Here is a 25,309-nt window from a genome sequence, read left to right as displayed (position 1 = left end):
ATCGGTCCCGCCGCCCCGGCGGGGCTTTCCAAACCCGTCCGCTTCGTTCACAAGCGGGGCGGCCTCGTTTCACCCCGGAGCACTGTCTTGGACTATCTGAGCGCGATCATCCTCGGGGTGATCGAAGGCATCACCGAGTTTCTGCCGATCTCCTCGACCGGCCACCTGATCATCGCCGAGCACTGGCTCGGCGAACGCTCGGACACCTTCAACATCGTCATCCAGGCCGGCGCCATCCTGGCCGTGACCATCATCTACTGGCGCCGCATCTTCGACCTGGTGCTGGGCTGGCGCCGGCCGGAGAACCGGCACTACGCGGTCCGGCTGCTGCTGGCCTTCGTGATCACCGGTGTGCTCGGTCTCGCCGCCAAGAAGCTGGGCTTCAACCTGCCGGAGAACCTGCTGCCGATCGCGATCGCGCTGGTCGTCGGCGGTTTCTGGATGATCTGGGCCGAGCAGCAGGCGGCCAAGCTGCCCGACAGCCACAAGATCACCTGGCTGGTGGCGATCGTGGTCGGCCTGGCCCAGTTCGTGGCCGGAATCTTCCCCGGCACGTCGCGCTCGGCCGCCGCCATCTTCGTCGCCATGCTGGCCGGTGCCAGCAACCGCGCGGCGGCGACCGAATTCGCCTTCCTGGTCGGCATCCCGACCATGTACGCGGCCAGCGCCTACGAGCTGTACGGCCAGTTCAAGGACGGCGGCGCGCATGAGGATTGGGGCGCGCTGGGCGTCGCCTTCGTGGTCTCGACCGTCACCGCCTTCATCGCGGTGAAGTGGCTGCTGGGCTACATCCAGACCCACCGCTTCACCGCCTTCGCGATCTACCGGATCATCTTCGGCGCGCTGCTGCTGGGCGCGGTGGCCCTGGGCTGGATCGCCTGACGAGCTGGCCCCTGACTTGCTAGACCGCCTGACGGCCGGTCAGCGGTCGTTCTCGTGTCCCGGCCGGTAGTAGTAGTACGGGTTCCGGGACGCGCCTCGGGACGAACCGCGATCGTACCGGCGGTTGTCGCCATCGTAGCGGCGGACATAGCGGCTCCGGTCGCCATCGCGCCAGCCGTCGTTGCGGCGGCTGTAGGAGCGCCGGTAGGAGCGCCGATCGTTGTCGTAGTAGGAGCGGCGGCTGCTGTAGTAGCGCGGAGAGCTGTAGCCCCGCGAGTAATAGCCGCTGGGATAGCCGTAGCTTGGCCGGGAATAGCCATAGCCGTAGCCATAGTCGTTGTAGGCGTAGCTGTCGCCGTATCCGTCGTATCCGTAGTCTCCCGGATAAGCGACGCAGGCACCCAGGCCGGCCGCAGCCGCCAGGGCACCCACCAGGAAAAACCGACGCAGACCGGTCGGGGACATGAGCTGATACTCCTTCAGGCCGCGGGCTGCTTCCCTCAACCCGCGGCTGGGTAAGACATGAGCGGCCGGCCGGCTGCTATCGCCGGTTGCCGCCCCGGCGGTCCTCGTCGTAATAGCCATAGCCGACGCCGTAGCCGTAGCGCGGATAGCCGTAGTAACGGGGATAGCCGGAATACCGAGGCGCGCCGTAGTAGCGCGGATAGGTGTAGGCCCGCGGATAGGTATAGGCTCGCGGGTAGCTGTAGTACCTCGGCGCGCTGTAGGTCGGCGCCGGGGCATAGGCGTAGTCGTCATAGCCATAGGTGCTGTAGCCGGCATAGCCCACCGGATAGGCGTAGCAGCCGCCGAGACCGACCGCGGCTGCGGCCAGGGCACCGGTCAGAACCAGCCGGCGCAGACGGGTCCGAGACATGACCTGACACTCCATCAGCCCGCGGGCTGGCGCCGCGACGGCGTCGCGGCGTCCCCCCCGCGGCGTGACGAATCAACGCAGCGCGGCCCATCTGGTTCCGCCAGGGGATGGCGGCCCGCATGCAGGCCGAGCCCGGGACCGTCGCAATCCGCTGGTCCAGAACAGCGGATACGTGCCCTAATTGATCGATATTCGAAGCATTCGATTTGCGCGTCGCCGGCCTCCGATCCGCGTTGAAGATCCAGGCCGAAGCGACCGCCAACGGAGAGGAACCACCATGGCCATCATCGACGGCACCCCGGGAGACGATGATTTCATCGGAACGGAGTCCGACGACACGATCACCGGCGTCGGAGGCAACGACACTCTTTCGGGCCTGGGCGGGGCCGATACCCTGAAAGGCGGGAGCGGCGACGACACGCTCGACGGCGGCAACGGCAACGACAAGCTCAGCGGGGAAACGGGCATCGACCACCTGATCGGCGGCGCCGGCAACGACGTGCTCGACGGCGACGGCAGTGGCGATGTGTTCGAGGGCGGTGCGGGCAGCGCCGACACCCTGATCTTCGACGGCACGGTCGACCTGGCCGCCGGCACGACATCCGGCGGAGGAACGGTGAGCGGTGTCGAGAACGTCACCGGCGGCTCCGGCGGCGACACGCTGACCGGGGACGCCGGCGACAACATCCTCATCGGCGACGTCTCCCTCTGGAATACGCCGGGTTCCTATGGCGACGATGTGCTGGCCGGTGGCGGCGGCAACGACACGCTCTATGGCCGCGGCGGCGCGGATGTGCTGGACGGCGGCAGCGGAGACGACCAGATCTACGGCGGTGACACAGATCAGGCTCAGGTCCAGGACATCCTGAGGGGTGGCGACGGCGACGACGCGCTGTGGGACTCCGGCGCCTGGAACGGCGGAGCACCGGATCGGCTGGACGGCGGCGCCGGCAACGATACTGCGGATTACAGTGGATCCTTCGGCCTCGTCGTCGTCGACCTGGCCGCAGGCACGGTCAACGGCCAGGTCCTGCTGACCGGCATCGAGAATGTTCGCGGGGCAAATCACGTCACCGGGGACGCCGGCGCCAACATCCTGACTGGCCGCGACGGCTACAGCACCATACTCCATGGTGGCGCGGGCGATGACAGGCTCGAAGCTTACAACGATTCCAGCAGCCTCTATGGCGAGGCCGGCGATGACGTCCTCTACCTTTCCCAAGGCGGAGTCATGGATGGCGGTGACGGCATCGACACTGCCGACTACAGCAGTTACTCCCAGAACGTCTACATCGACCTGCAACTGGGCATCGGCCCCGAAAACGACATCACGCTGGTGTCGATCGAGAACCTGATCGGCACCGGGTTCGACAACGACACCCTGGTCGGCGACGGCGGCAGCAACGTCATCGACGGCCTTGCCGGCAAGGATTCCCTGCAAGGCGGCGGCGGCGGCGACGTGCTCCGCGGCGGCGCCGGGGCCGACACGCTGAACGGCGGCGCCGGCAGCGACACCGCCAGCTATTACACCAGCGCGGCCGGCGTGACGGTCGATCTCGCCGCCGGCACCGGCACGGGTGAGGCCTCGGGCGACACCTTCATCGACATCGAGAACCTCACCGGCAGCGGCAAGGGCAACGACATGCTGAGCGGGACCGCCGGCGCGAACATCCTGGCCGGCTGGGGCGGGAACGACCTGCTCCGGGGCGGCACCGGGGCCGACACGCTGGACGGCGGCGTCGGCACCGACACCGCCACCTACTACGGCAGCGCGGCCGGCGTGACGGTCGATCTGACCGCCGGGACAGGCACCGGCGGCGACGCCCAGGGCGACACCCTGATCGATGTCGAGACCGTCACCGGCAGCAACCTGGGCAACGACACGCTGATCGGAACCGCCGGCGCCAATGTCCTGGCCGGCTGGGGCGGCAGCGACGTGCTCCGCGGCGGCGCCGGGGCCGACCGGCTCGACGGCGGTGCGGGCAGCGACACCGCCAGCTGGTACACCAGCACAGCCGGGGTGACGGTCAACCTCGCCGCCGGCACCGCCGGCGGCGGCGACGCCCAGGGTGACACCCTGATCGGCATCGAGAACCTCACCGGCAGCAACCAGGGCAATGACAGCCTCAACGGGAATGCCGGCGCCAACACCCTGGCCGGCTGGGGCGGCGCCGACGTGCTCCGCGGCGGGGCCGGTGCCGACCACCTGGACGGCGGCGCCGGCAGCGACACCGCCAGCTACTACAACGACGGCTCCGGAGTGACGGTCAACCTCTCGACCGGCATCGGATCAGGCGGCAACGCCCAGGGCGACACCTATGCCGGCATCGAGAACGTCACCGGCTCGGCCGGCGGCGACACCATCATCGGCAACGCACTGGCCAATGTGCTGAACGGCTGGGCCGGCCTGGATGCCCTGGTCGGCGGGGCGGGGGCCGACCGCTTCGTCTTCTCCGCCGCCTCCGACAGCGCGGTCGGCCCCAACGCCGACCGGATCACCGATTTCAGCCACGCCCAGGGCGACCGGGTCGACCTGTCGGCGATCGACGCCGACACTGGCTCCGCTGGCAACCAGGCCTTCACCTTCATCGGCAGCGCCCTCTACTCCGGCGTCGCCGGCCAGCTGCGCGCTGCCGTCACCGCGCCCGGCGTCACCACCATCGCCGGCGACGTCAACGGCGACGGCGTTTCCGATTTCCACCTCATGCTCTTCGGCAACCCGGCCCTCGTCGCCGCCGATTTCGTGCTGTAGCGCCGGCCGTCACGGCGGATGGCGCATCCACCCGCTGATCATCTTTCCTACCCCCGGATACGGGACTGCAGCCGGCGCCAGCTGTCCTTCGGCAGCGGCGCGTCGGCGCGCCGGTCCCAGGCGGCAAGCCCGGCGGGCGGCGCGGCGCCATCGTCCAGCACCGGGCCGAGGAACACAGTGGCGAGCGGCACGCCCGCGCCCCAGGCGGCCTCGGCCGCTTCGAGATGCGTCTCCAACTGCTCGATCCGGAGGCCGTCATCGATCCGGCCCTCGCGCAGCGGCGGGTCCGTGGCCGCGATCCGCAGCGTCAGATGGAGCGGCAGCTTCGGCCAGGCCGCGGCCAGCCGGTCGAGCGCCCGGCGCAGCGAGTCGGGGCCGGCGCTGTCCGGCACGGTGCCGCGCGGCCGGCCGATCAGATCGACCCCGCCAGGGGCCGCATCCTCCATCCGGGCCCAGAGCGGCCCGGCATGGTCGAGCAGCAGCAGGTCGACCGGGCCGCGGCAGCGCTTCTCGTCGTCCTCCTCGACCAGCCGGCCCAGCCGCTCGGCCGCCAGCTCCGGGTAGCGGCCGTCGCGCAGGGTGGTGACCGAGGCCTCCCAGCCCAACGCCTCCGCGATCACGACGGCGTCGGAGGAGGCCAGCGTGTCGTCCCAGGGCTCGGGCGGCGGGCCGGCCAGCGCCGCGCCCAGCCGCCAGCCGGTGCTCTCCTGCCGCAGTGCCGACAGCGCCAAGCCGCGGCCGAGCAGCAGGTGGTGCAGGATCGCGCGGTAGGCCGCGTCCTCCGGCATCCCGATCGGGCGGTCGCGCCAGGCGGCCTCGTCGCGGGCGAAGCCGGGGGCGCCGGCATCGACCGAAAGCGCCGCCATGCGGTCGCCGATCCGGCCGGCGACGCGGCAGGCGAATTCGGCGAAGCGCCAGGCCGTGTCGCGCGCGGTCCAGCCGCCGCGGATGCGGATGTCGCGCGGCAGCCGGGCCGGCGCCAGCACCGGCCAGGGGCTTAGCCCGGCCTCGCCCAGCGCATCGACCCGGCGGTCGAGCCCGGCCAGCGCCGCGGGGTCGAGCTTGCCGCGCCCCTCCGGCAGCAAGGCCGCCCAGTCGAGGACGAAGCGGCCGGCCACGGCCCCCATCTCGGCGGCAAGGCGCAGCGCCTCGGCCTCCTGCCGCGGCGTCGCCGGCGCGCCGAGATCGGCGCCCCAGATCAGCGCAGCAGGCGCCGGCTCTAGCTCTTCTCCCCGCCCTCCGGGCCCCAGAAGATTACCCATGCCGCAAAATCATCGCTGAACTCCTCGAACCGATGCTCCATATGCGCCGGAACGAAGATCACGTCACCCGGCCCGAAGGCTTTCCGCTCACCGTCGCGGAAGAAGGTGCCGCTGCCGAGCCAGACCACATAGAGCTCGTCGCGCGTGTGCGGCCCCTGCGGATCGGTGCCGCGCGGGGCGTACAGCCCGGCCTTCATGGTGCCGTGCCGCATCCGGTAGAGGAACTGTTCGGCCGGCAAAGCGGGAAAAAGAGCCTCGGTCCCGGCCACCGTGACCAGCCAATCCTGTTCGCCGCTCATGGCGCTCTCCGGTCTGTCCCTGGTCCGGGAACGGTAGGCCCGCGGGCCCCGGCCGGCGACCGGAACCTTGTCTCGCGACAACCCGCGGCTTTTCTCCGTCGCCGATTCGGGGCTATGTCGCAGCCGAGCCCAGACCGGAGAGCGCCATGACCGAGTTCGACCCGACCGACCCCGCCGCCTATCCGCATTGGGCGGAGGAGCGCGTGCGCTACTCCGATACCGACGCGCTGGGCCATGTGAACAACAATGCCTATGGCGTCTATTTCGAGACCGCCCGTCTGCACTTCTTCCGCGATGCCGGTATCCATCTGGGCAAGAGCCGCGGCGCCGTGGTGGTGCGCATCACCATGAACTTCCTGCGCGAGCTGACCTGGCCGAACGACGTGCGCGTCGGCACCCGGATGGTGAAGCTGGGCGGCAAGTCCTTCACCTACGCCCAGGCGCTGTTCGTCGGCGACCGCTGCCATGCGACGGCGGAGACGGTGAGCGCAATGTTCGACCTGGAGACGCGCCAGTCCTTCCCGATCCCGGAGGAGCTGCGCGCCCGCTTCGCGCCCGAACTGTAACACCAGGCTGTAGGTCAGGGCGCCTCCTCGGCCGGCCGCGTCTCCGGCATGGTCAGCGTGATCAGCACCAAGCCGGCGGCGGCGACGGCCGCGAGCGTGGTGAAGGCGGCGTAGCTGCCGAACGCGTCGGCCATGAAGCCGGCCAGGATGGTGCTGACCGCGGCGCCGATGCCCATGGCGCAGCCGACCAGCCCCTGGGCAAGGTTGAAATGGCCGCTGCCGCGGGCGAGATCGGCGATGGTCAGCGGCACCAGCACGCCGAGCACCGTCGCCGACACCCCGTCCAGGACCTGGAACAGCACCAGCAGCTTCGGGTCGCCGGTCAGCGAGAACAGGAAGGCGCGGACCGCCAGCGCCACGAAGCCGAGGATCAGGAACGGCCGCCGCCCCCAGCGCTGCGCCGCCCGGCCGATCCAGGGCGACAGGACCGTGACGGTCAGCTGCGGCACGATCACCGCGGCCGCGACCATCAGCGTCGCCGCCTGGCTCGACCGCAGGGTCACCATGCTGGCGGCGAGCGGCAGCATCGCCGCATTCGCCAGGTGGAACATGGCGATGCAGCCGGCGAAGATCACCAGCGTGCGGTTGCGCGCCAGCACGGCAAGGCCGGCGATCGAAGCCTGCAGCCCCTTCCCTTCCCGCCGCGGCGCGGCCGGGGCCGTCCGGATCTCGTCGGGCCGGATGCGGGTCAGGGCGAACAGGGCCGGCGCCACCAGCGCCGTGGCCAGGAAGAACACCGCCTGGCTCGACAGATATTGGCCGCACAGCCCCATCACCGCGGCCGCGATGCCGGTGCCGGCCGAGGCGAAGGCGGCGTTGCGGCCCAGCCGCTCGCTCATCCCGCCCGGTCCGGCCAGGCCGAGGCTGAGCGAGACGATGGCGAAGCTGACGATGCAGCTGGCCGCGGCATGCAGAACGCGCGAGGCCAGCACGACCGGGAAGATCGGCCAGGCGGCGAAGGCGAAGGCGGCAATGCCGATCGCGGTCAGCGCCACCGCCGCCGTCGCCCGCACCGACCGCACGCTGTCGACGAAGGCCCCGAGCGGCACCTGCCCGACCAGACCGACCAAGCCACTGACGGTGAGCACCAGGCCGATATCGACCTGGGTCCAGCGCTGCGTCGTCAGGAACACCGCGACGAAGGCGCCGAACCCGGTCTGCACATCCGCGACGAAGAACACGAACCAGTCGAGCCCGCGCCGGCCGCCGCGAGAGGGCTGCGGCACAGTCGCGTCGACCGGAGCCGTGGCCGCGTCCTTCCGGTCGAAACCGCCGTTTCCCGCCATCGGCCCGGCTAGGGCTTCGGCGCCGGTGCGTTGGCGTCCGGCGCCGCTGCGGGAGCGGGGGCGGCCTGGGCCGGGGCGGGAGCGGGGGACGGCGAGCCCGGCGCGTCCGGCGCGGCCGGGGCCGGCGCGGTGTCCGCCCGGCCGACCACGACCACCGGCTCGTCCCGCTTGTAGGCCGGCGCGCCGCGCAGCTGGGCCTCCGTCAGGTCGGTGACGATGGTGTCCATGCTGCCGTCCTTGGGGAAGTGCAGCACCCGCCAGTCGACCGCGATCTGGCGCGAGCCGACGCCGAGGAAGCCGCCGAAATCGACGATGGCGGCCCGCGTCATTCCGGCGCGGTCGACGACCACGTCGACCACCCGGCCGAGATCATCGCCCGAGGCACTGCGCACCGATTTGCCGAGCAGCGTGCCGGCCGCGCCGCCATCGATCACCACCGCCGGCGTTTCCGAGGCCTGCCGCTGGTCGGGCGCCGGGGCTGCGGGTGCGGCCGCCGGAGCCTCGGCGGCGGGCGGCGTGTCGGGCTTGGCCGGCTGAGCCTCCTGGGCGCGGGAGGTGCCGGCCACCGCGACGACGGCGAGCACGGCCGGGAGGAGAATGCGCATCGCGGAACCTGCCATTGTTGTGGACCTGATCTGGGGCGCTTGCCGTCGATGACAACCGCTTCGCCCGGATCAACCCGCGACGGGCCGGCCCGTTCTTGCCGCACCCGCGAAATCGCGCTAGGACGGGGCCCGACATTTCTGCCCCTCATCAAGGATGGCACGCCATGGCGCGCAACAAGATCGCCCTCGTCGGCGCCGGACAAATCGGCGGCACCCTCGCCCTGCTCGCCGGCCTCAAGGAGCTCGGCGACATCGTCCTGTTCGACGTGGTCGACGGCGTGCCGCAGGGCAAGGCGCTCGACATCGCCCAGGCTTCGACGGTCGAGGGCTTCGACGCCGTGCTCAAGGGCGGCAGCGACTATTCCGCGATCGAGGGCGCCGACGTCGTCATCGTCACCGCCGGCGTGCCGCGCAAGCCGGGCATGAGCCGGGACGACCTGATCGGCATCAACACCAAGGTGATGCAGGCGGTCGGCGCCGGCATCAAGCAGTATGCCCCGAACGCCTTCGTCATCTGCATCACCAACCCGCTGGATGCCATGGTCGGCGTGCTGCGCGAGGTCTCGGGCCTGAAGCCGGAGAAGGTGGTCGGCATGGCCGGCGTGCTCGACTCGGCACGCTTCCGCTATTTCCTGGCCGAGGAGTTCAACGTCTCGGTCGAGGACGTCACTGCCTTCGTGCTGGGCGGCCATGGCGACACCATGGTGCCGCTGGCCCGCTACTCCACCGTCGCCGGTATCCCGCTGCCGGACCTGGTGAAGATGGGCTGGACCACGCAGGAGAAGCTGGACCAGATCATCCAGCGCACCCGCGACGGCGGCGCCGAGATCGTCGGCCTGCTGAAGACCGGCAGCGCCTTCTACGCCCCCGCCTCCTCCGCCATCGCCATGGCCGAGAGCTATCTGCGCGACAAGAAGCGCGTGCTGCCCTGCGCCGCCTATCTGAGCGGGCAGTACGGCGTCAGCGACTTCTACATCGGCGTGCCGGTGGTGATCGGCGCCGGCGGCGTCGAGCGGATCGTCGAGGTCCAGTTCAACGCCGACGAGAAGGCCGCCTTCGACAAGTCGGTCGCCGCGGTGAAGGGCCTGGTCGAGACCACCAAGAAGCTGATGGAATCGGCCGCCTGAGCCATTCGTTCCACTTCACTCACTGTCATTGCCGGGCTTGACCCGGCAATCCAGAAGCTGTCGAAATTCTCTGGATGCCCGGGTCAAGCCCGGGCATGACAGTTTTTGAGGCCGGCCTGCCGATTTCTGCCGCAATCGCGCGCCAGCCTCCGGGGTGGCGCCGCCCCTCGCCTCCGACGCCTCGGATGGCTAGAGTGCGCACCCCATGGAACGACCGAGGATGCCCATGACCCGTCTGATCCTGGCCGCCGCCGGCCTGTCCGTCCTGGCCCTGGCCGCCTGCGGCGGCGACAACACCGTGCCGATCGACCGCCCGATCATGCAGGGCGAGCCGGCGCCGCCCGCGGTCCCGGTCGAGCCGATCCAGCGCCAGCGACTGTCGGCCCCGCCCCCTTCGCTGACCGGCCAGCAGGACCCGACGCCGGCGCCAGCACCGGCGCAGTAGGCGCTACGGCACCGGCAGGTTATCGAGCAGCCGCGTGGCGCCGAGCCGGACCGCGGCGATCAGCCGTCGCGGCCGGCCGGGCGCCGGCTCGGCCAGCGTCTCCGCATCGCGCAGCACCAGATAGTCGACCGCGTCGAAGCCGGCGTCGCGCAGCCGGTCCGGCCCCGCGGCCAGCAGCGTCGGGTCGGCGGCGATCTCCGCCATGATCCGGTTCAGCCGCCGGGCCACCGCCAGCTGCGCCTCGCCGAGATAGGCGTTGCGCGACGACAGGGCCAAGCCGTCACGGTCGCGCACCGTCGGCACCGGCAGAATCTCGCAGGGCAGGTCCAGGTCGCGCACCAGCCGGCGCACCAGCAGCAGCTGCTGGAAATCCTTCTCGCCGAAGGCGGCTAGGTCCGGCGCCGCCTGGATCAGCAGCTTCGCCACCACCGTCGCCACCCCGGCGAAATGGCCGGGCCGCACCGCCGCCTCGAGATCGGCGACGATCGGGCCGCTGGGCACGAACGAGAAGGCGAAGCCCTCCGGGTAAATGTCATCGACCGTCGGCAGATAGGCCAGATCGGCACCGGTCAACGCAAGCTTGGCCAGGTCCTCGGCCTCGCGCCGCGGATAGCGGCTGAAATCCTCTTTCGGGCCGAACTGGGCCGGGTTGACGAAGATGCTGAACAGCACCCGCTTCGCCCCGGCCTTCCGCAGGGCCGCGGCCAGCTCCAGATGGCCCTGGTGCAGCGCCCCCATGGTCGGCACCAGGCCGATGCGCTCGCCGGCCCGGCGCCAGCCGGCAACGGCGGCGCGCAGCTCGGCTGCGGTCCGGGCGACCACGAGATTGGCGGGATCGGTCATGACGGCTTCTTCTCGGCGAAGACATGCTCGGGGCCCGGGAAGCGCCGGGCGCGGACATCGGCGGCGAAGCCCGTCGCCGCCTCGGTGATCACGGCCTCGAGATCGGCGTAGCGGCGAACGAAGCGCGGCGTGGCGGCGCCGGTCAGGCCCAGCAGGTCGTCGGTGACCAGCACCTGGCCGTCGCAGGCCGCCGAGGCGCCGATGCCGATGGTCGGGATCGGCACCTCCTCCGTGATCCGGCGGGCCAGCGGCTCGACCGTGCCCTCGATCACCAGCGAGAAGGCGCCAGCCGCGGCCATCGCCTTGGCCGCCGTCAGGATGCGCGCCGCCTCCTCCGCCGATCGGCCGCGGGCGTTGTAGCCGCCCAGCACGTTGACCGATTGCGGCAGCAGGCCGACATGGCCCATCACCGGGATGCCGCGGGCGGTGAGGAAGGCCACCGTCTCCGCCATCTCCTCGCCGCCCTCCAGCTTCACCGCGGAGGCGCCCTCGGCCATCAGCCGGGCGGAGGCGGCGAAAGCGTCGCGCGGAGACGCCTGGTAGCTGCCGAAGGGCAGGTCGGTGACGATGGCGGCCCGGGCCGAGCCGCGGCGGACGGCGGCGGTGTGAAGCGCCATCATCTCGAGCGTGACGCCGACCGTGCTGTCCAGCCCGTGCACCACCATGCCCAGGCTGTCGCCGACCAGCAGCGCGTCGACATGCGGGTCCAGCAGCCGGGCCACCGGCGTGGTGTAGGCGGTCAGCACGACGATCGGCTCCTGCCCCTTGCGAGCACGGAGCTGCGGGATCGTGATGCGCCGGATCGCGGCGGAAACGCTCACCTCGGGCACTCTCAGTCTTCGGGATCTGTCGTCCCGACCGGGATGCTGCAGTGCAAAATCCGTTGAGGCAAGCCAGATGTCACGAGGTGGAAAAACGACGGGCGGCGGAAGCCGCCCGCCAGCACCCGCGGAACGCCTGGAGCGTCAGGCTGCGGCCGCCCGCTCGCTCTCCGCATCCGGCACCGGCGCCTTGCCGAAGCCCACGGCCAGGCGGTTCCAGCTGTTGATCGAGCACACGGCCAGCGTGAGGTCGACCAGCTCGCGGTCGCTGAACTGCGCCTTCACCGCCGCATAGATCGCATCCGGTACCTGCCGCGTGTCGGCGATGCGGGTCAGGGCCTCGGCCCAGGCCAGCGCCGCCTGCTCGCGGGCGCTGAACAGGCCGTGCGCCTCGCGCCAGCCGGCCAGGCAGTCGAGCCGCTGCTGGCTCTCTCCGGCCTCGCGCAGGCTCTTGGCATGCATGTCGAGGCAGAAGGCGCAGCCGTTGAGCTGCGACATGCGCAGGTCGATCAGCAGCAGCAGGGACTTCGGCAGGCCGCAGTTTTCCAGATAGAGGTGCACGCCGAACTGCGCCTTCAGGGCGCCGGGGGCCGTGGCGGCCCAGTCGAGACGCGTGGACATGATGAAGGACTCCCGTTTTCAGTCGTCATGGCGAGCCCCGAAGGGGCGTGGCCATCCAGAGGGTGGTGCCACTGGATCGCCACGTCCCCCGGCTTGAAGCCGGGGTCCTCGCGATGATGGATTGGCGAGGATCGTTGGCCTCAGGCCGCGGCGGCCTTCACGCTCTCGGCGTCCGGCTGCGGCGCCATGGCGAAGCCGACGGCCAGCCGGTTCCAGCTGTTGATCGAGCAGACGGCGAGGGTCAGGTCGACCAGTTCGCGGTCGTCGAACTGCGCTTTCACCGACTGGTAGATCGCATCCGGCACGTGGCGGGTGTCGGCGACCAGGGTCAGGGCCTCGGCCCAGGCCAGCGCCGCCTGCTCGCGGGCGCTGAACAGGCCGTGCGCCTCGCGCCAGCCGGCGACCGCGTCCAGCCGCTGCTGGCCTTCGCCGGCCTGGCGCAGCGCCTTGGCGTGCATGTCGAGGCAATAGGCGCAGCCGTTGAGCTGCGACACGCGCAGGAAGATCAGCTCCTGCAGGGTCTTCGATAGGCCGCAGCCCTCGAGATAAGTGTGCACACCCAGCTGGGCCTTGATGGCACCGGGGGCGATGGCGGCGTAGTTGAGACGAGCGGACATGGTCGAAAGGCTCCCATCATGAGATCGGAACCGCCCGTCGGGGCGGTCTCGACATCAAGACGAGATGGCGTTCACGGTTGTGACAGGCCCGATCGAAAAAATGCTCCGCCCGAAGCCGCTCCGCTCGGCCCGGGGCCTCGATCGCCGGATCATTCATCCCGCTCCGACCCCCATTCATGTGTTGGGCTCTGAGGCCATCCCGCAGGTGACACTTCCCATACCTCCTGACGGCCGTAAGGGGTGAGGTCCAGAAGGCTGCGGAAGCCGGCGGGCTCGACGCCCCGGCCATTGGTGAAATAGCTGCGATAGACAGCATCGGCGTCGTCCCGGAAAAAGACGCTCAGCCCGAACTCTTCGTCACCACCGACGCTGACACCCATATCCGAATTGAACGTGCTGCCACCGGACGAATAGAACGAAACGGTCCAGCCCTTTCGCTTGCGCAGAGCGGCGAGCCGCTCATACGGCGCCGACGCCACTGCGGCGAATGTCGTATCGCGCGCATGCAAATGCGCGAGGTGACCGACGTCATCGATGCGGCGACAGCAGCCAGGACAGGGCGTCTGCCAATCCGGTGCGAACATGAAATGGTAGATGACCAGCTGCCGCCTGCCGTCGAACAGCTTCGCCAGGCTGCGCGCGCCAGCCGCGCCATCGAACCGGTAGGAGCTGTCGATCCGCACCATCGGCAGCCGGCGCCGCTCGGCTGCCAGCCCGTCGAGCAATCGGGTGGCCTCCTTTTCCTTGGCCAGCAGACCCTGGCGTGCGGTTCTCCAGTCTTCAGCGGATGCGATCCGCGGCATCGCGACCGGTGCCGATGGGGCCGTTTCATCCCGCTTCATCGTCGACACTCCCCGCTGCCTCAGTCCGCCAATGGGATGCAGATCCGTAGTCCGCCCAGACCCGTGTCGGGATCGAAGGCATCGTTGTGGAACTCCAGGACGGGACCGTCGTCGACGGCACGCTCCAGCACGGGCAGCGCGTGATTCCAGATGGCCGAGTAGGTGTCGAAGATCGTCGACACGTGGTCGTTATGTGCGAAGACGGCGTAGGTCCGGGGCTCGGCCTCGCAGTAGGCGAGCTCCGGCGAGCGGCCTTCGAATGCCCGCACCTCCGCGGCGCACACATATCTGAAGCAGCCTTCGTCGTCGGGCGGCTCGCATACGCCGATCGGCATCCGCTCGACCTTGTTCGGTATGTCGTCGTAGTGGGACGACATGAAGCGCTGCCATTGGGCGGGAATGTGGATCGTCTCGTTGTAGGAGCACGGCGCGGCCAGGCCCACCAGCTTCAAACGCCCCAGCGATGTCAGCTGAGGCAGCAGCGACCGGGCCTGTCCGTCACGCAGGCGCAGCGGAGGCGTCGTCGCCAGACCCTCGACACTGCCCCGGCTGCGGACCTGCTCGGGCGTCCTGCCGAACTGGTCGCGGAACGCCCTGGTGAACGCCTCGTGCGACCCGTAGCCGAACTCCAGCGCCAGCGAAAGGATGTCCGGGGCACCTCCGGCGAGGCGGTCGGCAGCCCGGCTGAGGCGCCTGGCCTTGAGATACTTCATCACCGGCCAGCCGGTCGCCATGCCGAAAGCATTGGCGAGGTGCGAGCGGGAAACGCCGCAGGCCGTGGCGATGTCGATCAGACCGAGCGGCTGATCCGAGTTGCGCTCCATCACCCAAAGCGCTCGATCCGCGATATTCATGGAAGCCTCGCTTGGTGCCTTGCCAATCAATACCGGCTGGGATGCGAGGCCCGCTTGATGAAACGTCCAGAACGCGAAAATTCAACGAAGGCCAGTGGAGGCGCGCTTGTTCGCTTCGCGCCTCCGACGTGACGGCCTGGCCGGAAAATCGTCAGGCCGCTTTCGGCACCGCCCTGCCGAAGCCGTTCCGCCCGGCCCAGGCCTCGATCGCGCGGGCGGCGGACAACACCGCATGGTCGCCGCGGCGGCGGCCGACGATCTGCAGGCTGAAGGGCAGGCCGGCCTCGTCTCGGCCGAAGGGCAGCGCCACGGAGGGCAGCCCGGCCAGGGTCGGGCCATAGGCCAGCGCCAGCCAGTGGAAGTAGCTGGACAGGACTGCGCCGTCGATCGTGGCCGGGTACCAGTCCTGCCACGGGAAGGGCGGGTGCCCGGCCACCGGGCAAATCACCACATCGACCCCGGACAGGAAGGCGTCAGCGTCGCGCACCACCCGGGTCTGCACCGTCAGCGCGCTGGCCACGTCGGCGAGGCTGAGCTTCAGCCCGGCGGCGACATTGGCGGTGACGTTCGGCCCGACCTTGTCCGGCGTCGCCTCGACCTTCTCGCGATGGCCGGCGACGAAGCCGACGGCGCGCAGCGTGGCGAAAGCCTGGTCGACGCCGCCCATGTCGACGGCGAAATCGACGTTGCGGCCGACCGCCGGCTCCAGCGCCTGGCGGGCGGCGCGGAAGCTGCGGCGGACCCGGCTGTCGACCGGAGCGAAGCCGAGATCCTCGGTGAAGGCGACGGTCAGGCCGCCGAGATCGACCGTGTCGAGCGCGCGAAAGGGCTCGCCCTCGACGCCGAGCGACAGCGGGTCGCGCTGGTCGTGGCCGACCATGGCGGACAGCATCAGGGCGGCGTCAGCCACGGTGCGCGCCATCGGCCCATCAACCGACAGCGGCGACCAGCCATGGCCACGGGTCTCAGTCGGGATCAGGCCCGGCGTCGGGCGGAAGCCGACGATGCCGCAATAGGCGGCCGGGGTGCGCAGGCTGCCGGCGAGGTCCGAGCCGGTGGCGAGCGGAACCATGCCGCAGGCCAGAGCCACCGCCGAGCCGCCGGAGGAGCCTGCACAGGTCAGGTCGTGGTCGAACGGGTTGCGGGTCGGGCCGAACACCTCGTTGCGGGTGTTGGCGCCGGCGCCGAATTCCGGCGTGTTGGTCTTGGCCAGCACGATGGCGCCGGCCTGGCGCAGCACCGCCACCACCCGCTCATCGGCCGCCGGCACGTTGTCGGCGAACAACGGCGAGCCATAGGCGGTCAGCAGCCCCTCGGTGTCGCTGAGATCCTTGACCCCGATCGGCAGGCCGTGGAGAGGGCCGAGAGCGTCGCCGCGCTGCACTGCCGCCTCGGCCGCCCGCGCCTCGGCCCGGGCCCGATCATAGGCCTTGGCGGTGATGGCGTTGACCGCCGGGTCGGCCGCCTCGATCCGGGCGATGCAGCTCTCGACCAGGTCGACCGGCGAGACCTCCCCCGCCCCGATCAGACGCCGCAGCTCCACCGCCTCGAGATCGCACAGCTCCGCCATGACCGCCTCTTGCTCCGGGATTCTTGTCCAGCAAATCTGCGGGGCCGCGGCGGACAGCGTCAACCGCGATCGGCGGCCACCAGATCCGCGTAGTCCGGGTGCCGCTCGATGAAGGCGGCGATGAACGGGCACAACGGCCAGATGGTCAGCCCGGCGGCGCGGATCAGGTCCAGCGTGCCGCGCGCCAGGGCGGTGCCGACGCCACGGCCGGACAGAGCCTGCGGCACCTCGGTGTGGGTCAGCGCGACCACGTCGCCCTCACGCCGGTATTCGACGAAGGCAGTGACGCCGTCGACCACCATCTCGTAACGGCTCAGCGCCGGGTTGTCGGCCACCTCGGCCATGAGTCTCTCCTCCGGATTCGCGGTCCCCAGTCTAACGCGACAACACGGCCGTTGACTCTTTTGGCGATAAGAACAAATTAGCAACATGAGCCGAGCGATGACCACCGACGCCAAGCTGGAGATCCTGGCGGACGCCGCGAAATACGATGTGTCCTGCGCCTCCTCCGGCGCCACCACCCGCGATTCGCGGGACGGCAAGGGGCTGGGCTCCACCAACGGCCACGGCATCTGCCACTCCTACACGCCGGATGGGCGCTGCGTGTCGCTGCTGAAGATCCTGCTGACCAATTTCTGCCAGTACGACTGCGCCTACTGCATCAACCGGCGGACCAGCAATGTCCGCCGCGCCCGCTTCACGGTCGACGAGGTGGTGCGGCTGACCATCGGCTTCTACCGGCGCAACTACATCGAGGGGCTGTTCCTGTCCTCCGGCATCATCCGCTCGGCCGACCACACCATGGAGCAGCTGGTGGAGGTGGCGCGCCGGCTGCGGCAGGACCACGGATTCCGCGGCTACATCCATCTGAAGACGATCCCGGAGGCCAGCCCCGAGCTGCTGGCCGCGGCCGGCCGCTACGCCGACCGGCTGTCGATCAACATCGAGCTGCCGACCGAGGACGGGCTGACCCGGCTGGCGCCGGAGAAGCGCGGCCGCACCATCCGCGGCGCCATGGGCCGGCTGCGGCTGGGCATCGACGAGTCGGAGGCGGAGCCGAAGGCACCCCGCTTCTCCCCCGCCGGGCAGAGCACGCAGCTGATCGTCGGCGCCGATGGGGCCGATGACGGCGCCATCCTGGGCACTGTCGCCGGGCTCTATGCCGGCTACCGGCTGAAGCGCGTCTACTACTCCGCCTTCAGCCCGATCCCTGAGGCCAGCCAATCCCTGCCGGCCAAGGCACCGCCGCTGCAGCGCGAGCACCGGCTGTACCAGGCCGACTGGCTGATGCGGTTCTACGGCTTCGCGGCGGAGGAGATCCTGGCCGGCGCCCCGGACGGGATGCTGGACCTGGCGGTCGACCCCAAGCTGGCCTGGGCGCTGCGCCACCGCGACCGCTTCCCCCTCGACGTCAACCGGGCCGAGCGGGGCCTGCTGCTGCGCGTGCCCGGCCTGGGTGCGCGGACGGTGGACCGCATCATCGAGGCGCGCCGCATTCACACGCTGCGGCTGGCTGACCTGGCGCCGCTGACCGGCGGGCTGAAGCGCGCTTTGCCCTTCATCGTCACGGCCGACCACCGCCCCACCCGGCTGCTGGACCGGGCCGATCTGCGCGAGCGGCTGGCGCCGCCGCCGACCCAGCTGTCGCTGTTCGCCTGATGCGCACGGTCCGGATCGCGCGCCCCGACGATCTCGACGCCTTCCGCCGGGCGGCGCGCGGTCTGATCGCCATCGGCGCGGCGCCGGAGACCGTGTCCTGGCAGGAGGGGGAAGAGATCGCCCTGCTTTTCGGCGATCCCGTTCCGGACGACGCAGCGGCCCCGCCGTTGAGCGTGCCGAAGCGGTTCCACGCGCTGGCGGAGCCGGTGATCTGCCATCGCGACCCGGAGCGCTTCGCCCTGCTCTACACCACGTTGTGGCAGTTGGAGCACGGCCGGCGAACGCTGCTGCAGGATCCCACCCACCCGCTGGTCCGGCGGCTGGAGCGGATGGCCGGCGCGGTCGATCGCGACGAGCACCGGATGACCGCCTTCCTGCGCTTCCGCCGGATCGAGTCGGATGGAGCCGAGCGCTTCGTCGCCTGGTTCGAGCCGGAGCACCACATCCTGCGCCGGGCCGCCCCCTTCTTCATCGGCCGGTTCGCGGCGATGCGCTGGTCGATCCTGACGCCGGACGGATCGCTGCACTGGGACGCCGGGACGCTCGACATCGGCGCGGGCATGCGGCGCGATGATGCGCCGGACGAGGATGCGCTGGAGGAGGCCTGGCGCCGCTACTACGCCGCCACGTTCAACCCGGCGCGAGCCAACCCGGCGATGATGCGGGCGGAGATGCCGAAGCGCTATTGGCGCAACCTGCCGGAAGCCGTGCTGATTCCCGAGCTGCTGGACGGCGCGCCGGCCCGCACCCGGGCGATGATCGCGGCGTCGGCCGAAGCGCCGCGCAAGGCAATCCCGGCGCCGGGGCCGCACGAGCCCGGCCCCGCCGGCACCCTGGCCGGGCTGGCGTCGGACATCGCCGCCTGCCGACGCTGCCCGCTGCACGGCCCGGCGACCCAGCCGGTCCTCGGCGAAGGGCCGCCGGACGCGCCGGTCGTGTTCGTCGGCGAGCAGCCCGGGGACCAGGAAGACCTCGCCGGCCGGGTCTTCGTCGGCCCGGCCGGACAGCTGCTCGACCGGGCCCTGGCCGAGGCCGGGATCGACCGCGCCCGCATCTACGTCACCAATGCGGTGAAGCACTTCAAGTATCAGGTGCGCGGCAAGCGCCGCATCCACCAGCGCCCGGACAGCGGCGAGGTCGAGGCCTGCCGCTGGTGGGTGGAGCGGGAGCTGGCGCTGCTGCGGCCGCGCCTGGCAGTGGCGCTGGGGGCGACCGCGGCGCGGGCATTGTCCGGACATACGGGGTCGCTGTCGGCGCTGCGCGGCCGGCCGCTGCGCTTTCGCGACGACCTGCCCGGGCTGGTCACGATCCACCCGTCCTATCTGCTGCGCCTGCCCGACGAGATCGCCCGCGAGGTGGAGCACCGGCGCTTCGTGGCGGAGCTGAGCCAGGCGGCGGCGCTGGTGCCGGAGATCCGCCGCGGCTGATCGGCGGCGATTCGACAAAAAGGGTACACAAATGTTCCAAGGCATGATCCAACTTTGCGCTTGGACAGGGAATCGCCGCGGCGATCCGGATCGCCTGCCATGCCCGCACGGGCTGCGTCCGATCCGCGCCTGACGGCGGTCAGAGAGAGATTCGGACAGGATGTTCATCGCACTTCTGAAATCGATCGTCCGGGACGGCAGCCTGCGGGTGGTCGACGCCGCTGGTATCGCCCACAAGATCGGCGACGAGTCGCCGCCCCGCGCGGTGATCCGGCTGAAGTCCCCGCGCCTGGCCTACACGCTGATGCGCAATCCCGGGCTGGCGCTGGGCGAGGCCTATATGGATGGCCGGCTGACGGTGGAGGAGGGCTCGCTCTACGACTTCCTGGCGGTGGTGGCGAAGAACCTGAAGGTCGACCGCCATGGCTGGCTGGCGCTGATCGAGCGGGTGACCCGCGGGCTGAAGCAGTACAACCCGGTCGGCAAGGCGCAGCGGAACGTCGCCCATCACTACGACCTGTCGGCCGAGCTGTACGACCTGTTCCTGGACGCCGACCGCCAGTATTCCTGCGCCTATTTCGCCACCCCCGGCGACAGCCTGGAGACGGCTCAGCTGAACAAGAAGCGGCACATCGCCGCGAAGCTGCTGTTCGACAAGCCAGGGCTGAAGACGCTGGACATCGGCTCCGGCTGGGGCGGCCTCGGCCTGTATCTCGCCCGCGAGACCGGGGCCGACGTCACCGGCGTGACGCTGAGCACCGAGCAGCACAAGCTGAGCACCGCGCGGGCGGAAGCGGCCGGGCTGGCGGACCGGGCGAAGTTCCACCTGCGCGACTATCGCCAGGAGGCCGGGCCCTACCAGCGCATCGTCTCGGTCGGCATGTTCGAGCATGTCGGCAAGCGGAACTACGCCGAGTTCTTCGCCAAGCTGCACGGCTTGCTGGCCGATGACGGCGTCGCCCTGATCCACAGCATCGGCTATTCCGACACGCCGGGCCCGATCAACCCGTTCATCCGCAAATACATCTTTCCGGGCGCCGACCTGCCGACCCTGTCGGAGCTGGCGACGATGGCGGAACGCCACGGCCTGTTCGTCACCGATGTCGAGGTCCTGCGCATCCACTATGCCGAGACGCTGCGGCACTGGCGCGAGCGCTTCATGGCCCGCTGGGCCGATGCGGCGAAGCTGTATGACGAGCGCTTCTGCCGAATGTGGGAGTTCTACCTGGCGCTGTGCGAGGTCGGCTTCCGCTACCGCACCACAGTGGTCTTCCAGCTGCAATTCGCCAAGCGCATCGACACCGTGCCGATCACCCGCGACTACATGGTCGAGCGCGAACGGCAGATGGCCCAGACCGACATCGGCGACAGCGTCTTGCCCCAGAGCGTCACACCTCCGCCGACCCGGGCGACGGGCTGAGAGGCTAGTACCGCCACCCATATTCCAAGTCGTCATGGCGAGCCCCGAAGGGGCGTGGCCATCCAGGGCCGCTCGCACCGGCCCCTGGATGGCCACGTCGGCTTCGCCTCCTCGCCATGACGGCGAAGGGATCTCGAGAACGCCGCTTCGTCCGAATCTCCGAAACGAAAGCGGCCCGCCGGAGGACCGGCGGGCCGTTTCGCATCCTCGCGGCGACGCTGCCTCAGGAGGCGCAGTCCGCCGCGGGGACCAGGGCCGGGGCGCGGCGGTCGAGCCGCAGGCTGACCATGGCCACCGCGACGCCGACCAGGGGCACCAGCGCCGCCACCCAGGGCACCGCACCGAGGCCGGGCCCGTGCTCGATCACCTGGCCGCCGAGCCAGGCGCCCAGCGCGTTGCCGAGGTTGAAGGCGGCGATGTTGAAGCTGGAGGCCAAGCTCTGGCCGGCGCCCTCCGCCTTCTCCATCACCCACATCTGCAGCGGCGCGACGGTGGCGAAGCCGGCGGCGCCGAGCAGGCCGACGAAGACCACGGCCAGCACGGCGCTGTGCACGGCGAAGGTCATCAGCCCCAGCACTACGGCCAGGACCAGCATGCTGCCCAACACCGTCGGCACCAGCCAGCGATCGGCGAACCTGCCGCCAGCCAGGTTGCCGACCACCAGCCCGCCGCCGAACACCAGCAGGATCGGGGAGACCGCGCCTTCCGACACGCCGGTGATCTGGGTCAGGATCGGCGCGATATAGGTGAAGACGGCGAAAACCGCAGCGAAGCCCAGCACAGTGGTCAACAGGCCCAGCAGCACCGGGCGGCGCGCCAGCACCCTCAGGTCCTGCCGCCAGTCCGACTGCTCGGCCGGCACCTTGTCCTTCGGCACGGCGACGGCGATCACGGCCAGGGCGACGAGGCCGACCGCGGTCACCGCCCAGAAGGTGGAACGCCAGCCGAAGCCCTGGCCCAGCCAGGTGCCGAAGGGCACGCCCAGGATGTTGGCGACGGTCAGGCCGGTGAACATGATGGCGATGGCCGAGGCGCGCTTCTGCGCCGGCACCAGGCCGGTCGCGACCACCGAGCCGACGCCGAAGAAGGTGCCATGGGCGAAGGCGGTCAGCACCCGCGCCGCCATCAGCGTGGCGTAGTCGGGCGCCACCGCACAGGCCAGGTTGCCGATGGTGAAGATCACCATCAGCCCCAGCAGCACGGACTTGCGCGGCATCCGGCCGGTGAGCGCGGTGAGGATCGGCGCGCCGGCGACGACGCCGAGCGCATAGCCGCTGATCAGCAGGCCGGCGGTGGAGATCGAGACGCCGAGATCGGTCCCGACCTCCATCAGCAGGCCCATGATCACGAATTCGGTGATACCGATGCCGAAGGCACCGACCGCGAGGGCATAGAGGGCAATGGGCATGACGGCCACCTTGCGATGAGAGCTCACCGCTAGATGGCGGTCGCGCCTGGCTTGGACTATGGTTCGGGGAAGCTAATCAGTTGTGACGTGGCTTCCAAGATGCCGAACCCGCTACTCCGCCGCGATCGCCGCCCCCTGGGCCGCACGGCGCGCCGCGATTCGCTGCTGCCGCCGCTCCTCGCGGATCTTCGCCCGCTCCAGTTCGCGTTGTCTCTTGATCGCCGCCACCCGGGCGGCCTTGCGCTCATCCGCCGTCTCGGCCTCGTGCAGCGCCACCGCGGCATGGCCGAGCTGGCCGATCAGCCGGTCCTGGCGCTGGGCATAGCGGAACGAGGTCAGCAGCGCCTCGTCGTCCATGTCGGTCCGGCAGTAGTAGCGCTCGAACACCTTCATGTTGAAGTCCAGCACATGCGAATAGACGTGCCGCCGGTCGTCACGCCACTGGTGGCTGAAGCCGTGCATGACGATGTCGTAGCTCGGGAAATAGAACAGCCGCGGATCGTTCGGCGCGGTGCGGCGGAAGAACTCGTCCATCGCCGCGCGCAGGATCGCCTTCGACACCGCATTGGCCGACAGGCAGGTCACCGGCCGGAAGGTCGCGGTCAGCGGGATCGGCGACACCGTGAACAGCACCGCCGCATCCGGCCGGAAGGCGCGGATCAATGCATGGATCGCCTGCAGGTTCTCCAGGTTCTCGGCATGGCTGGTGACCCGGAACTTGTGCCGCGCCGGGTCGTATTTGTCCTTCGGCACCGCCCGCCAGAACACCTCGCCGGTCGGTTCGTCGTACCACACCTCGGACAGGCCGAGGGTGATCACGAACAGCTCCGCCTCGTCGAACAGCGCCTTGGTGCGCTGCCGCACCGCCTCGTCATAGCCGAACTGGGCGGCGTCGTAGCCGTGCCACAGCTCGGCCTGCGGCGTCTTGCCCAGCCAGGCCCATTCGAATTGCTGGCGGATGGCGAAGGTGTTGACCATGCCGTCGCCCATGCTCGAGACATAAGCGAGATTGTCGCGCTTGGTCAGGACATTGAAGCCGGCCTTGTGCAAGTAGCGGCTGATGTTCTCGGCGAAGCAGGAGCCGAAGGCGACGATCGGCGTGTCCTGGGTCACGAACCGCTCGGCCGGCATCCAGCCCTTGGCGAAATAATCGGAGACGACGCTGTTGCGCTCGAGCGACTTGTCGCTCGGGTAGAAGTTCGTCGTCTCGCCGCGGAAGAACGTCGCGCTGGCCTTGCGCTGCGCGCCGTCCTGCTCGATCAGGATTCTGGACATGGGAGATCCCTTCCGTCTGGCGGCCCAGTCCAGCTGGGCCGGCAACACCTCGAAACCAGTTTTGATGCACCGCAGCATGCCAGGACGTCGTTTCCGAATCCACCCTCGATAGTCCGAAACCTTGTTTTGAAGATTTCAGCGAACCGAACCGCAGCACTCCAGCCGAGAACCATCCATGGACATCAACCGTTCCGGTGAAATGGAAGTCTTCGTCCGGGTCGTGGAGGAAGGCAGCTTCTCCGCCGCCGCCCGGCGTCTCGGCCTGACGCCGTCGGCCGTCGCCAAGCTGATCGGCCGGCTGGAGGAGCGGCTGGGGGTGCGCCTGCTGGCCCGTTCGACCCGCAGCCTGAGGCCGACGCCCGAGGGCGACCTGTTCTACGACCAGGCCAGCCGCATCCTGGCCGACATCGCCGAGGCCGAGGCCGGCGTCGCCGGCGCCTCGGCGCCGCGCGGGCGGCTCCGGATCAGCGCCTCGATCCCATTCGGCACCCATTGCGTGATGCCGCTCTTGCCTGAGTTCCGCGCCCGCTTCCCGGCGGTGACGCTGGATGTCAGCCTGACCGACGAGGTCGTCGACATCCTGGCCGAGCGCACCGACGTCGCCATCCGCCACGGGCCGCTGCGCGACAGCAGCCTGCAGGCCCGCAAGCTGGGCGCCAGCCGGCGTGCCGTGATCGCGGCGCCGTCCTATCTCGAGCGCCGCGGCATGCCGCGGACCCCGGCCGACCTGGCCGGGCATGACTGCCTGACCTTCAACTACCGCCGCAGCTTCACCGACTGGGTCCTGGCCGGGCCGGACGGGCCGAAGCCGATGCAGGTGACCGGCCCGCTGGTGGTCAACAACGGCGAGACACTGCGCCAGGCGGTGCTGGCCGGCATGGGCATCGGCCGCACCGCCCTCTACCATATCAGGCCCGACCTTGAAGCCGGCCGGCTGATCGAGTTGCTGCCCGATTACGACCCGCGTGAGATGGAAGAGATCCACGCCGTGTTCCTGGGCCGCGGCACCATGCCGGCCCGGGTGCGCGCCTTCATCGACTTCCTGGTCGAACGGCTGCGGTTCGAGTAGGGAATCGGCCGGTCTCGGGAGAGGGGCGATGACGACAGGAACCGCACGGATCGAAGCAGCGCTGGCAACGGCTCAGGCGGTCATGACCGAGCGCTACCCGGATGCGGACTTCGCCTTCGTGGCAGGCTCCATCATCCGCGGCCAGGGTACGGCCCATTCCGACATCGACCTTGTGGTGGTGTACGGCCGCATCGACCGCGCCAGGCGGGAATCCTTCCGGTCGGGCGGCTTTCCGGTCGAAGCCTTCGTCCATGACCCGGCGACGCTGCGGTGGTTCATGGACCAGGATGTGACGCGGGGCCGCCCCAGCATCGTCACGATGATCGCGGATGGCCGCTTGGTCGGCCCGGTCACCGCCGGGGCCGAAGCCCTGCGCTCCGAGGCCCTCGGGCTCCTGGCACAGGGTCCTCCGCCGCTGGCGGCAGAACGCCGGGACGCGCTCAGATACGAGATCACCGACCTGATCGACGATCTAAGGGATCGGCGCACTCCGCAGGAGTTGCTGGCCATCGGCGCCGCCCTCCATCAGCGGCTCGCGGATCTGATGCTGCTGGGACGCGGCCATTGGACCGGAAGCGGGAAATGGATTCCCCGACTGCTGGCGGCGCTGGACGAATCGCTCAGCCAGGGCTTCGACGAGGCCTTTCGGCGCCTGCTCGCCGAGGGTAGAGCCGATCTCCTGATCGCCTTGGCCGGGGCCGAGCTGGGACGTCATGGCGGACCGCTTTTCGAGGGCGATCGCCGCGAGGCTCCGGTCGACGCCCGTCGCTCGTCCGACTGAC

At 70.1% G+C, this 25,309-nt stretch carries 26 protein-coding genes; 10 read left to right on the top strand and 16 right to left on the bottom strand.

All coding sequences use genetic code 11. From position 1 onward, the window contains the following. The first annotated feature begins 87 nt into the window (after positions 1 to 87). Positions 88 to 882 carry an undecaprenyl-diphosphate phosphatase gene (locus QFZ27_RS10165; RefSeq protein ID WP_429226185.1) on the top strand — a complete coding sequence of 265 codons (795 nt, stop codon included), beginning with the start codon at positions 88 to 90 and terminating at the stop codon, positions 880 to 882. 39 nt (positions 883 to 921) lie between these two features. Here the strand turns inward: QFZ27_RS10165 and QFZ27_RS10160 are convergent, their stop codons facing one another. Beyond that, positions 922 to 1,347, bottom strand: coding sequence for a hypothetical protein (locus QFZ27_RS10160; RefSeq protein WP_429226184.1), 426 nt, complete (start codon positions 1,345 to 1,347; stop codon positions 922 to 924). Between the two features lie 76 nt (positions 1,348 to 1,423). Continuing rightward, entirely contained in the window at positions 1,424 to 1,759 is a 336-nt protein-coding gene (locus tag QFZ27_RS10155) for a hypothetical protein (protein ID WP_429226183.1), read from the bottom strand. A 277-nt stretch (positions 1,760 to 2,036) separates the two neighbouring features. On the opposite strand from QFZ27_RS10155, the gene QFZ27_RS10150 reads away from it, so the two are divergent. Continuing rightward, the gene (locus QFZ27_RS10150) at positions 2,037 to 4,511 is read left to right on the top strand and encodes a beta strand repeat-containing protein (protein ID WP_429226182.1); all 2,475 of its coding nucleotides are present in this window, start codon (positions 2,037 to 2,039) and stop codon (positions 4,509 to 4,511) included. A gap of 47 nt (positions 4,512 to 4,558) precedes the next feature. On the opposite strand, the gene QFZ27_RS10145 is transcribed toward QFZ27_RS10150, so the two are convergent. Both QFZ27_RS10145 and QFZ27_RS10140 read right to left on the bottom strand, forming a co-directional pair. Beyond that, positions 4,559 to 5,773, bottom strand: a complete 1,215-nt coding sequence (locus QFZ27_RS10145) for a family 1 glycosylhydrolase (RefSeq protein WP_429226181.1) — start codon at positions 5,771 to 5,773, stop codon at positions 4,559 to 4,561. Further along, positions 5,731 to 6,072: a cupin domain-containing protein gene (locus QFZ27_RS10140; protein WP_429226180.1), complete on the bottom strand. Its 342-nt coding sequence runs from the start codon at positions 6,070 to 6,072 to the stop codon at positions 5,731 to 5,733. The genes QFZ27_RS10145 and QFZ27_RS10140 overlap by 43 nt, the downstream gene beginning before the upstream one ends. 146 nt (positions 6,073 to 6,218) lie before the next feature. Between QFZ27_RS10140 and QFZ27_RS10135 the strand changes: the two genes are divergently transcribed. Beyond that, the gene (locus QFZ27_RS10135) at positions 6,219 to 6,638 is read left to right on the top strand and encodes an acyl-CoA thioesterase (RefSeq protein ID WP_429226179.1); all 420 of its coding nucleotides are present in this window, start codon (positions 6,219 to 6,221) and stop codon (positions 6,636 to 6,638) included. Positions 6,639 to 6,652: 14 nt separating this feature from the next. Here QFZ27_RS10135 and QFZ27_RS10130 read toward each other — a convergent pair whose 3' ends face one another. Then, positions 6,653 to 7,924 carry an MFS transporter gene (locus QFZ27_RS10130; protein WP_429226177.1) on the bottom strand — a complete coding sequence of 424 codons (1,272 nt, stop codon included), beginning with the start codon at positions 7,922 to 7,924 and terminating at the stop codon, positions 6,653 to 6,655. Between the two features lie 8 nt (positions 7,925 to 7,932). Then, entirely contained in the window at positions 7,933 to 8,529 is a 597-nt protein-coding gene (locus QFZ27_RS10125; RefSeq protein WP_429226175.1) for a PRC-barrel domain-containing protein, read from the bottom strand. Between the two features lie 164 nt (positions 8,530 to 8,693). On the opposite strand from QFZ27_RS10125, the gene mdh reads away from it, so the two are divergent. Together mdh and QFZ27_RS10115 are read left to right on the top strand one after the other, a co-directional pair. Further along, positions 8,694 to 9,656 carry a malate dehydrogenase gene (gene mdh, locus QFZ27_RS10120; protein ID WP_429226173.1) on the top strand — a complete coding sequence of 321 codons (963 nt, stop codon included), beginning with the start codon at positions 8,694 to 8,696 and terminating at the stop codon, positions 9,654 to 9,656. 226 nt (positions 9,657 to 9,882) lie between these two features. Further along, positions 9,883 to 10,101, top strand: a complete 219-nt coding sequence (locus QFZ27_RS10115) for a hypothetical protein (protein ID WP_429226171.1) — start codon at positions 9,883 to 9,885, stop codon at positions 10,099 to 10,101. A gap of 3 nt (positions 10,102 to 10,104) precedes the next feature. Here QFZ27_RS10115 and panC read toward each other — a convergent pair whose 3' ends face one another. From panC to QFZ27_RS10075, 8 genes are all read right to left on the bottom strand, one after another. After that, positions 10,105 to 10,944, bottom strand: coding sequence for a pantoate--beta-alanine ligase (gene panC / locus QFZ27_RS10110; protein WP_429226170.1), 840 nt, complete (start codon positions 10,942 to 10,944; stop codon positions 10,105 to 10,107). Next, positions 10,941 to 11,765 carry a 3-methyl-2-oxobutanoate hydroxymethyltransferase gene (gene panB / locus QFZ27_RS10105; RefSeq protein WP_429226169.1) on the bottom strand — a complete coding sequence of 275 codons (825 nt, stop codon included), beginning with the start codon at positions 11,763 to 11,765 and terminating at the stop codon, positions 10,941 to 10,943. Before panB ends, panC begins: the two co-directional genes overlap by 4 nt. Positions 11,766 to 11,909: 144 nt before the next feature. Next, on the bottom strand, positions 11,910 to 12,386 hold the full coding sequence (locus tag QFZ27_RS10100) for a carboxymuconolactone decarboxylase family protein (RefSeq protein ID WP_429226168.1): 477 nt from the start codon (positions 12,384 to 12,386) through the stop codon (positions 11,910 to 11,912). A 140-nt stretch (positions 12,387 to 12,526) separates the two neighbouring features. Further along, on the bottom strand, positions 12,527 to 13,003 hold the full coding sequence (locus tag QFZ27_RS10095; protein ID WP_429226166.1) for a carboxymuconolactone decarboxylase family protein: 477 nt from the start codon (positions 13,001 to 13,003) through the stop codon (positions 12,527 to 12,529). 149 nt (positions 13,004 to 13,152) lie between these two features. Further along, positions 13,153 to 13,845, bottom strand: coding sequence for a DUF899 domain-containing protein (locus tag QFZ27_RS10090; protein ID WP_429226165.1), 693 nt, complete (start codon positions 13,843 to 13,845; stop codon positions 13,153 to 13,155). Between the two features lie 20 nt (positions 13,846 to 13,865). Continuing rightward, the gene (locus tag QFZ27_RS10085; RefSeq protein WP_429226163.1) at positions 13,866 to 14,699 is read right to left on the bottom strand and encodes a helix-turn-helix domain-containing protein; all 834 of its coding nucleotides are present in this window, start codon (positions 14,697 to 14,699) and stop codon (positions 13,866 to 13,868) included. A 151-nt stretch (positions 14,700 to 14,850) separates the two neighbouring features. After that, positions 14,851 to 16,269 carry an amidase gene (locus QFZ27_RS10080; protein WP_429226161.1) on the bottom strand — a complete coding sequence of 473 codons (1,419 nt, stop codon included), beginning with the start codon at positions 16,267 to 16,269 and terminating at the stop codon, positions 14,851 to 14,853. Between the two features lie 59 nt (positions 16,270 to 16,328). Further along, a complete protein-coding gene (locus QFZ27_RS10075; RefSeq protein WP_429226159.1) occupies positions 16,329 to 16,613 on the bottom strand; it encodes a GNAT family N-acetyltransferase in 285 nt (94 codons plus the stop codon). 97 nt (positions 16,614 to 16,710) lie between these two features. Here QFZ27_RS10075 and QFZ27_RS10070 point away from each other — a divergent pair, with 97 nt between their 5' ends. The 3 genes from QFZ27_RS10070 to QFZ27_RS10060 all read left to right on the top strand — a co-directional run bounded on the left by QFZ27_RS10070 (position 16,711) and on the right by QFZ27_RS10060 (position 20,775). After that, positions 16,711 to 17,928, top strand: coding sequence for a putative DNA modification/repair radical SAM protein (locus QFZ27_RS10070; protein WP_429226158.1), 1,218 nt, complete (start codon positions 16,711 to 16,713; stop codon positions 17,926 to 17,928). Continuing rightward, the gene (locus tag QFZ27_RS10065; RefSeq protein ID WP_429226156.1) at positions 17,928 to 19,355 is read left to right on the top strand and encodes a UdgX family uracil-DNA binding protein; all 1,428 of its coding nucleotides are present in this window, start codon (positions 17,928 to 17,930) and stop codon (positions 19,353 to 19,355) included. Before QFZ27_RS10070 ends, QFZ27_RS10065 begins: the two co-directional genes overlap by 1 nt. Positions 19,356 to 19,515: 160 nt before the next feature. Further along, entirely contained in the window at positions 19,516 to 20,775 is a 1,260-nt protein-coding gene (locus QFZ27_RS10060) for a class I SAM-dependent methyltransferase (protein ID WP_429226154.1), read from the top strand. A 223-nt stretch (positions 20,776 to 20,998) separates the two neighbouring features. Here QFZ27_RS10060 and QFZ27_RS10055 read toward each other — a convergent pair whose 3' ends face one another. Both QFZ27_RS10055 and QFZ27_RS10050 read right to left on the bottom strand, forming a co-directional pair. Then, entirely contained in the window at positions 20,999 to 22,183 is a 1,185-nt protein-coding gene (locus tag QFZ27_RS10055; protein WP_429226152.1) for an MFS transporter, read from the bottom strand. Positions 22,184 to 22,294: 111 nt separating this feature from the next. Beyond that, complete coding sequence (locus QFZ27_RS10050; protein ID WP_429226150.1) at positions 22,295 to 23,458, bottom strand: GSCFA domain-containing protein; 1,164 nt, start codon at positions 23,456 to 23,458, stop codon at positions 22,295 to 22,297. Between the two features lie 175 nt (positions 23,459 to 23,633). Here QFZ27_RS10050 and QFZ27_RS10045 point away from each other — a divergent pair, with 175 nt between their 5' ends. Then, the gene (locus QFZ27_RS10045) at positions 23,634 to 24,527 is read left to right on the top strand and encodes a LysR family transcriptional regulator (RefSeq protein WP_429226148.1); all 894 of its coding nucleotides are present in this window, start codon (positions 23,634 to 23,636) and stop codon (positions 24,525 to 24,527) included. 28 nt (positions 24,528 to 24,555) lie between these two features. Beyond that, positions 24,556 to 25,308 carry a hypothetical protein gene (locus QFZ27_RS10040; protein ID WP_429226147.1) on the top strand — a complete coding sequence of 251 codons (753 nt, stop codon included), beginning with the start codon at positions 24,556 to 24,558 and terminating at the stop codon, positions 25,306 to 25,308. Position 25,309 lies beyond the last annotated feature (1 nt).

The sequence above is a fragment of the Inquilinus ginsengisoli genome, assembly GCF_050434925.1.
Classification (GTDB): Bacteria; Pseudomonadota; Alphaproteobacteria; order DSM-16000; family Inquilinaceae; genus Inquilinus; species Inquilinus ginsengisoli_B.
The sequence above is the reverse complement of the archived record's forward strand: the minus strand, read 5'-3'. Positions and strand labels throughout refer to the sequence as shown.

Excerpts from the sequence above, each read along its gene's own strand:
- QFZ27_RS10095 (WP_429226166.1), bottom strand. The coding sequence starts at position 13,003 with ATGTCCGCTCGTCTCAACTACGCCGCCATCGCCCCCGGTGCCATCAAG.
- QFZ27_RS10125 (WP_429226175.1), bottom strand. The coding sequence starts at position 8,529 with ATGCGCATTCTCCTCCCGGCCGTGCTCGCCGTCGTCGCGGTGGCCGGC.
- QFZ27_RS10135 (WP_429226179.1), top strand. The coding sequence starts at position 6,219 with ATGACCGAGTTCGACCCGACCGACCCCGCCGCCTATCCGCATTGGGCG.
- QFZ27_RS10085 (WP_429226163.1), bottom strand. The coding sequence starts at position 14,699 with ATGAATATCGCGGATCGAGCGCTTTGGGTGATGGAGCGCAACTCGGAT.
- QFZ27_RS10080 (WP_429226161.1), bottom strand. The coding sequence starts at position 16,269 with ATGGCGGAGCTGTGCGATCTCGAGGCGGTGGAGCTGCGGCGTCTGATC.
- QFZ27_RS10130 (WP_429226177.1), bottom strand. The coding sequence starts at position 7,924 with ATGGCGGGAAACGGCGGTTTCGACCGGAAGGACGCGGCCACGGCTCCG.
- QFZ27_RS10045 (WP_429226148.1), top strand. The coding sequence starts at position 23,634 with ATGGACATCAACCGTTCCGGTGAAATGGAAGTCTTCGTCCGGGTCGTG.
- QFZ27_RS10055 (WP_429226152.1), bottom strand. The coding sequence starts at position 22,183 with ATGCCCATTGCCCTCTATGCCCTCGCGGTCGGTGCCTTCGGCATCGGT.
- QFZ27_RS10090 (WP_429226165.1), bottom strand. The coding sequence starts at position 13,845 with ATGAAGCGGGATGAAACGGCCCCATCGGCACCGGTCGCGATGCCGCGG.
- QFZ27_RS10160 (WP_429226184.1), bottom strand. The coding sequence starts at position 1,347 with ATGTCCCCGACCGGTCTGCGTCGGTTTTTCCTGGTGGGTGCCCTGGCG.
- QFZ27_RS10155 (WP_429226183.1), bottom strand. The coding sequence starts at position 1,759 with ATGTCTCGGACCCGTCTGCGCCGGCTGGTTCTGACCGGTGCCCTGGCC.
- QFZ27_RS10040 (WP_429226147.1), top strand. The coding sequence starts at position 24,556 with ATGACGACAGGAACCGCACGGATCGAAGCAGCGCTGGCAACGGCTCAG.
- QFZ27_RS10150 (WP_429226182.1), top strand. The coding sequence starts at position 2,037 with ATGGCCATCATCGACGGCACCCCGGGAGACGATGATTTCATCGGAACG.
- QFZ27_RS10060 (WP_429226154.1), top strand. The coding sequence starts at position 19,516 with ATGTTCATCGCACTTCTGAAATCGATCGTCCGGGACGGCAGCCTGCGG.
- QFZ27_RS10145 (WP_429226181.1), bottom strand. The coding sequence starts at position 5,773 with ATGGGTAATCTTCTGGGGCCCGGAGGGCGGGGAGAAGAGCTAGAGCCG.
- QFZ27_RS10065 (WP_429226156.1), top strand. The coding sequence starts at position 17,928 with ATGCGCACGGTCCGGATCGCGCGCCCCGACGATCTCGACGCCTTCCGC.
- QFZ27_RS10140 (WP_429226180.1), bottom strand. The coding sequence starts at position 6,072 with ATGAGCGGCGAACAGGATTGGCTGGTCACGGTGGCCGGGACCGAGGCT.
- QFZ27_RS10075 (WP_429226159.1), bottom strand. The coding sequence starts at position 16,613 with ATGGCCGAGGTGGCCGACAACCCGGCGCTGAGCCGTTACGAGATGGTG.
- mdh (WP_429226173.1), top strand. The coding sequence starts at position 8,694 with ATGGCGCGCAACAAGATCGCCCTCGTCGGCGCCGGACAAATCGGCGGC.
- panC (WP_429226170.1), bottom strand. The coding sequence starts at position 10,944 with ATGACCGATCCCGCCAATCTCGTGGTCGCCCGGACCGCAGCCGAGCTG.
- QFZ27_RS10070 (WP_429226158.1), top strand. The coding sequence starts at position 16,711 with ATGACCACCGACGCCAAGCTGGAGATCCTGGCGGACGCCGCGAAATAC.
- QFZ27_RS10100 (WP_429226168.1), bottom strand. The coding sequence starts at position 12,386 with ATGTCCACGCGTCTCGACTGGGCCGCCACGGCCCCCGGCGCCCTGAAG.
- QFZ27_RS10115 (WP_429226171.1), top strand. The coding sequence starts at position 9,883 with ATGACCCGTCTGATCCTGGCCGCCGCCGGCCTGTCCGTCCTGGCCCTG.
- QFZ27_RS10050 (WP_429226150.1), bottom strand. The coding sequence starts at position 23,458 with ATGTCCAGAATCCTGATCGAGCAGGACGGCGCGCAGCGCAAGGCCAGC.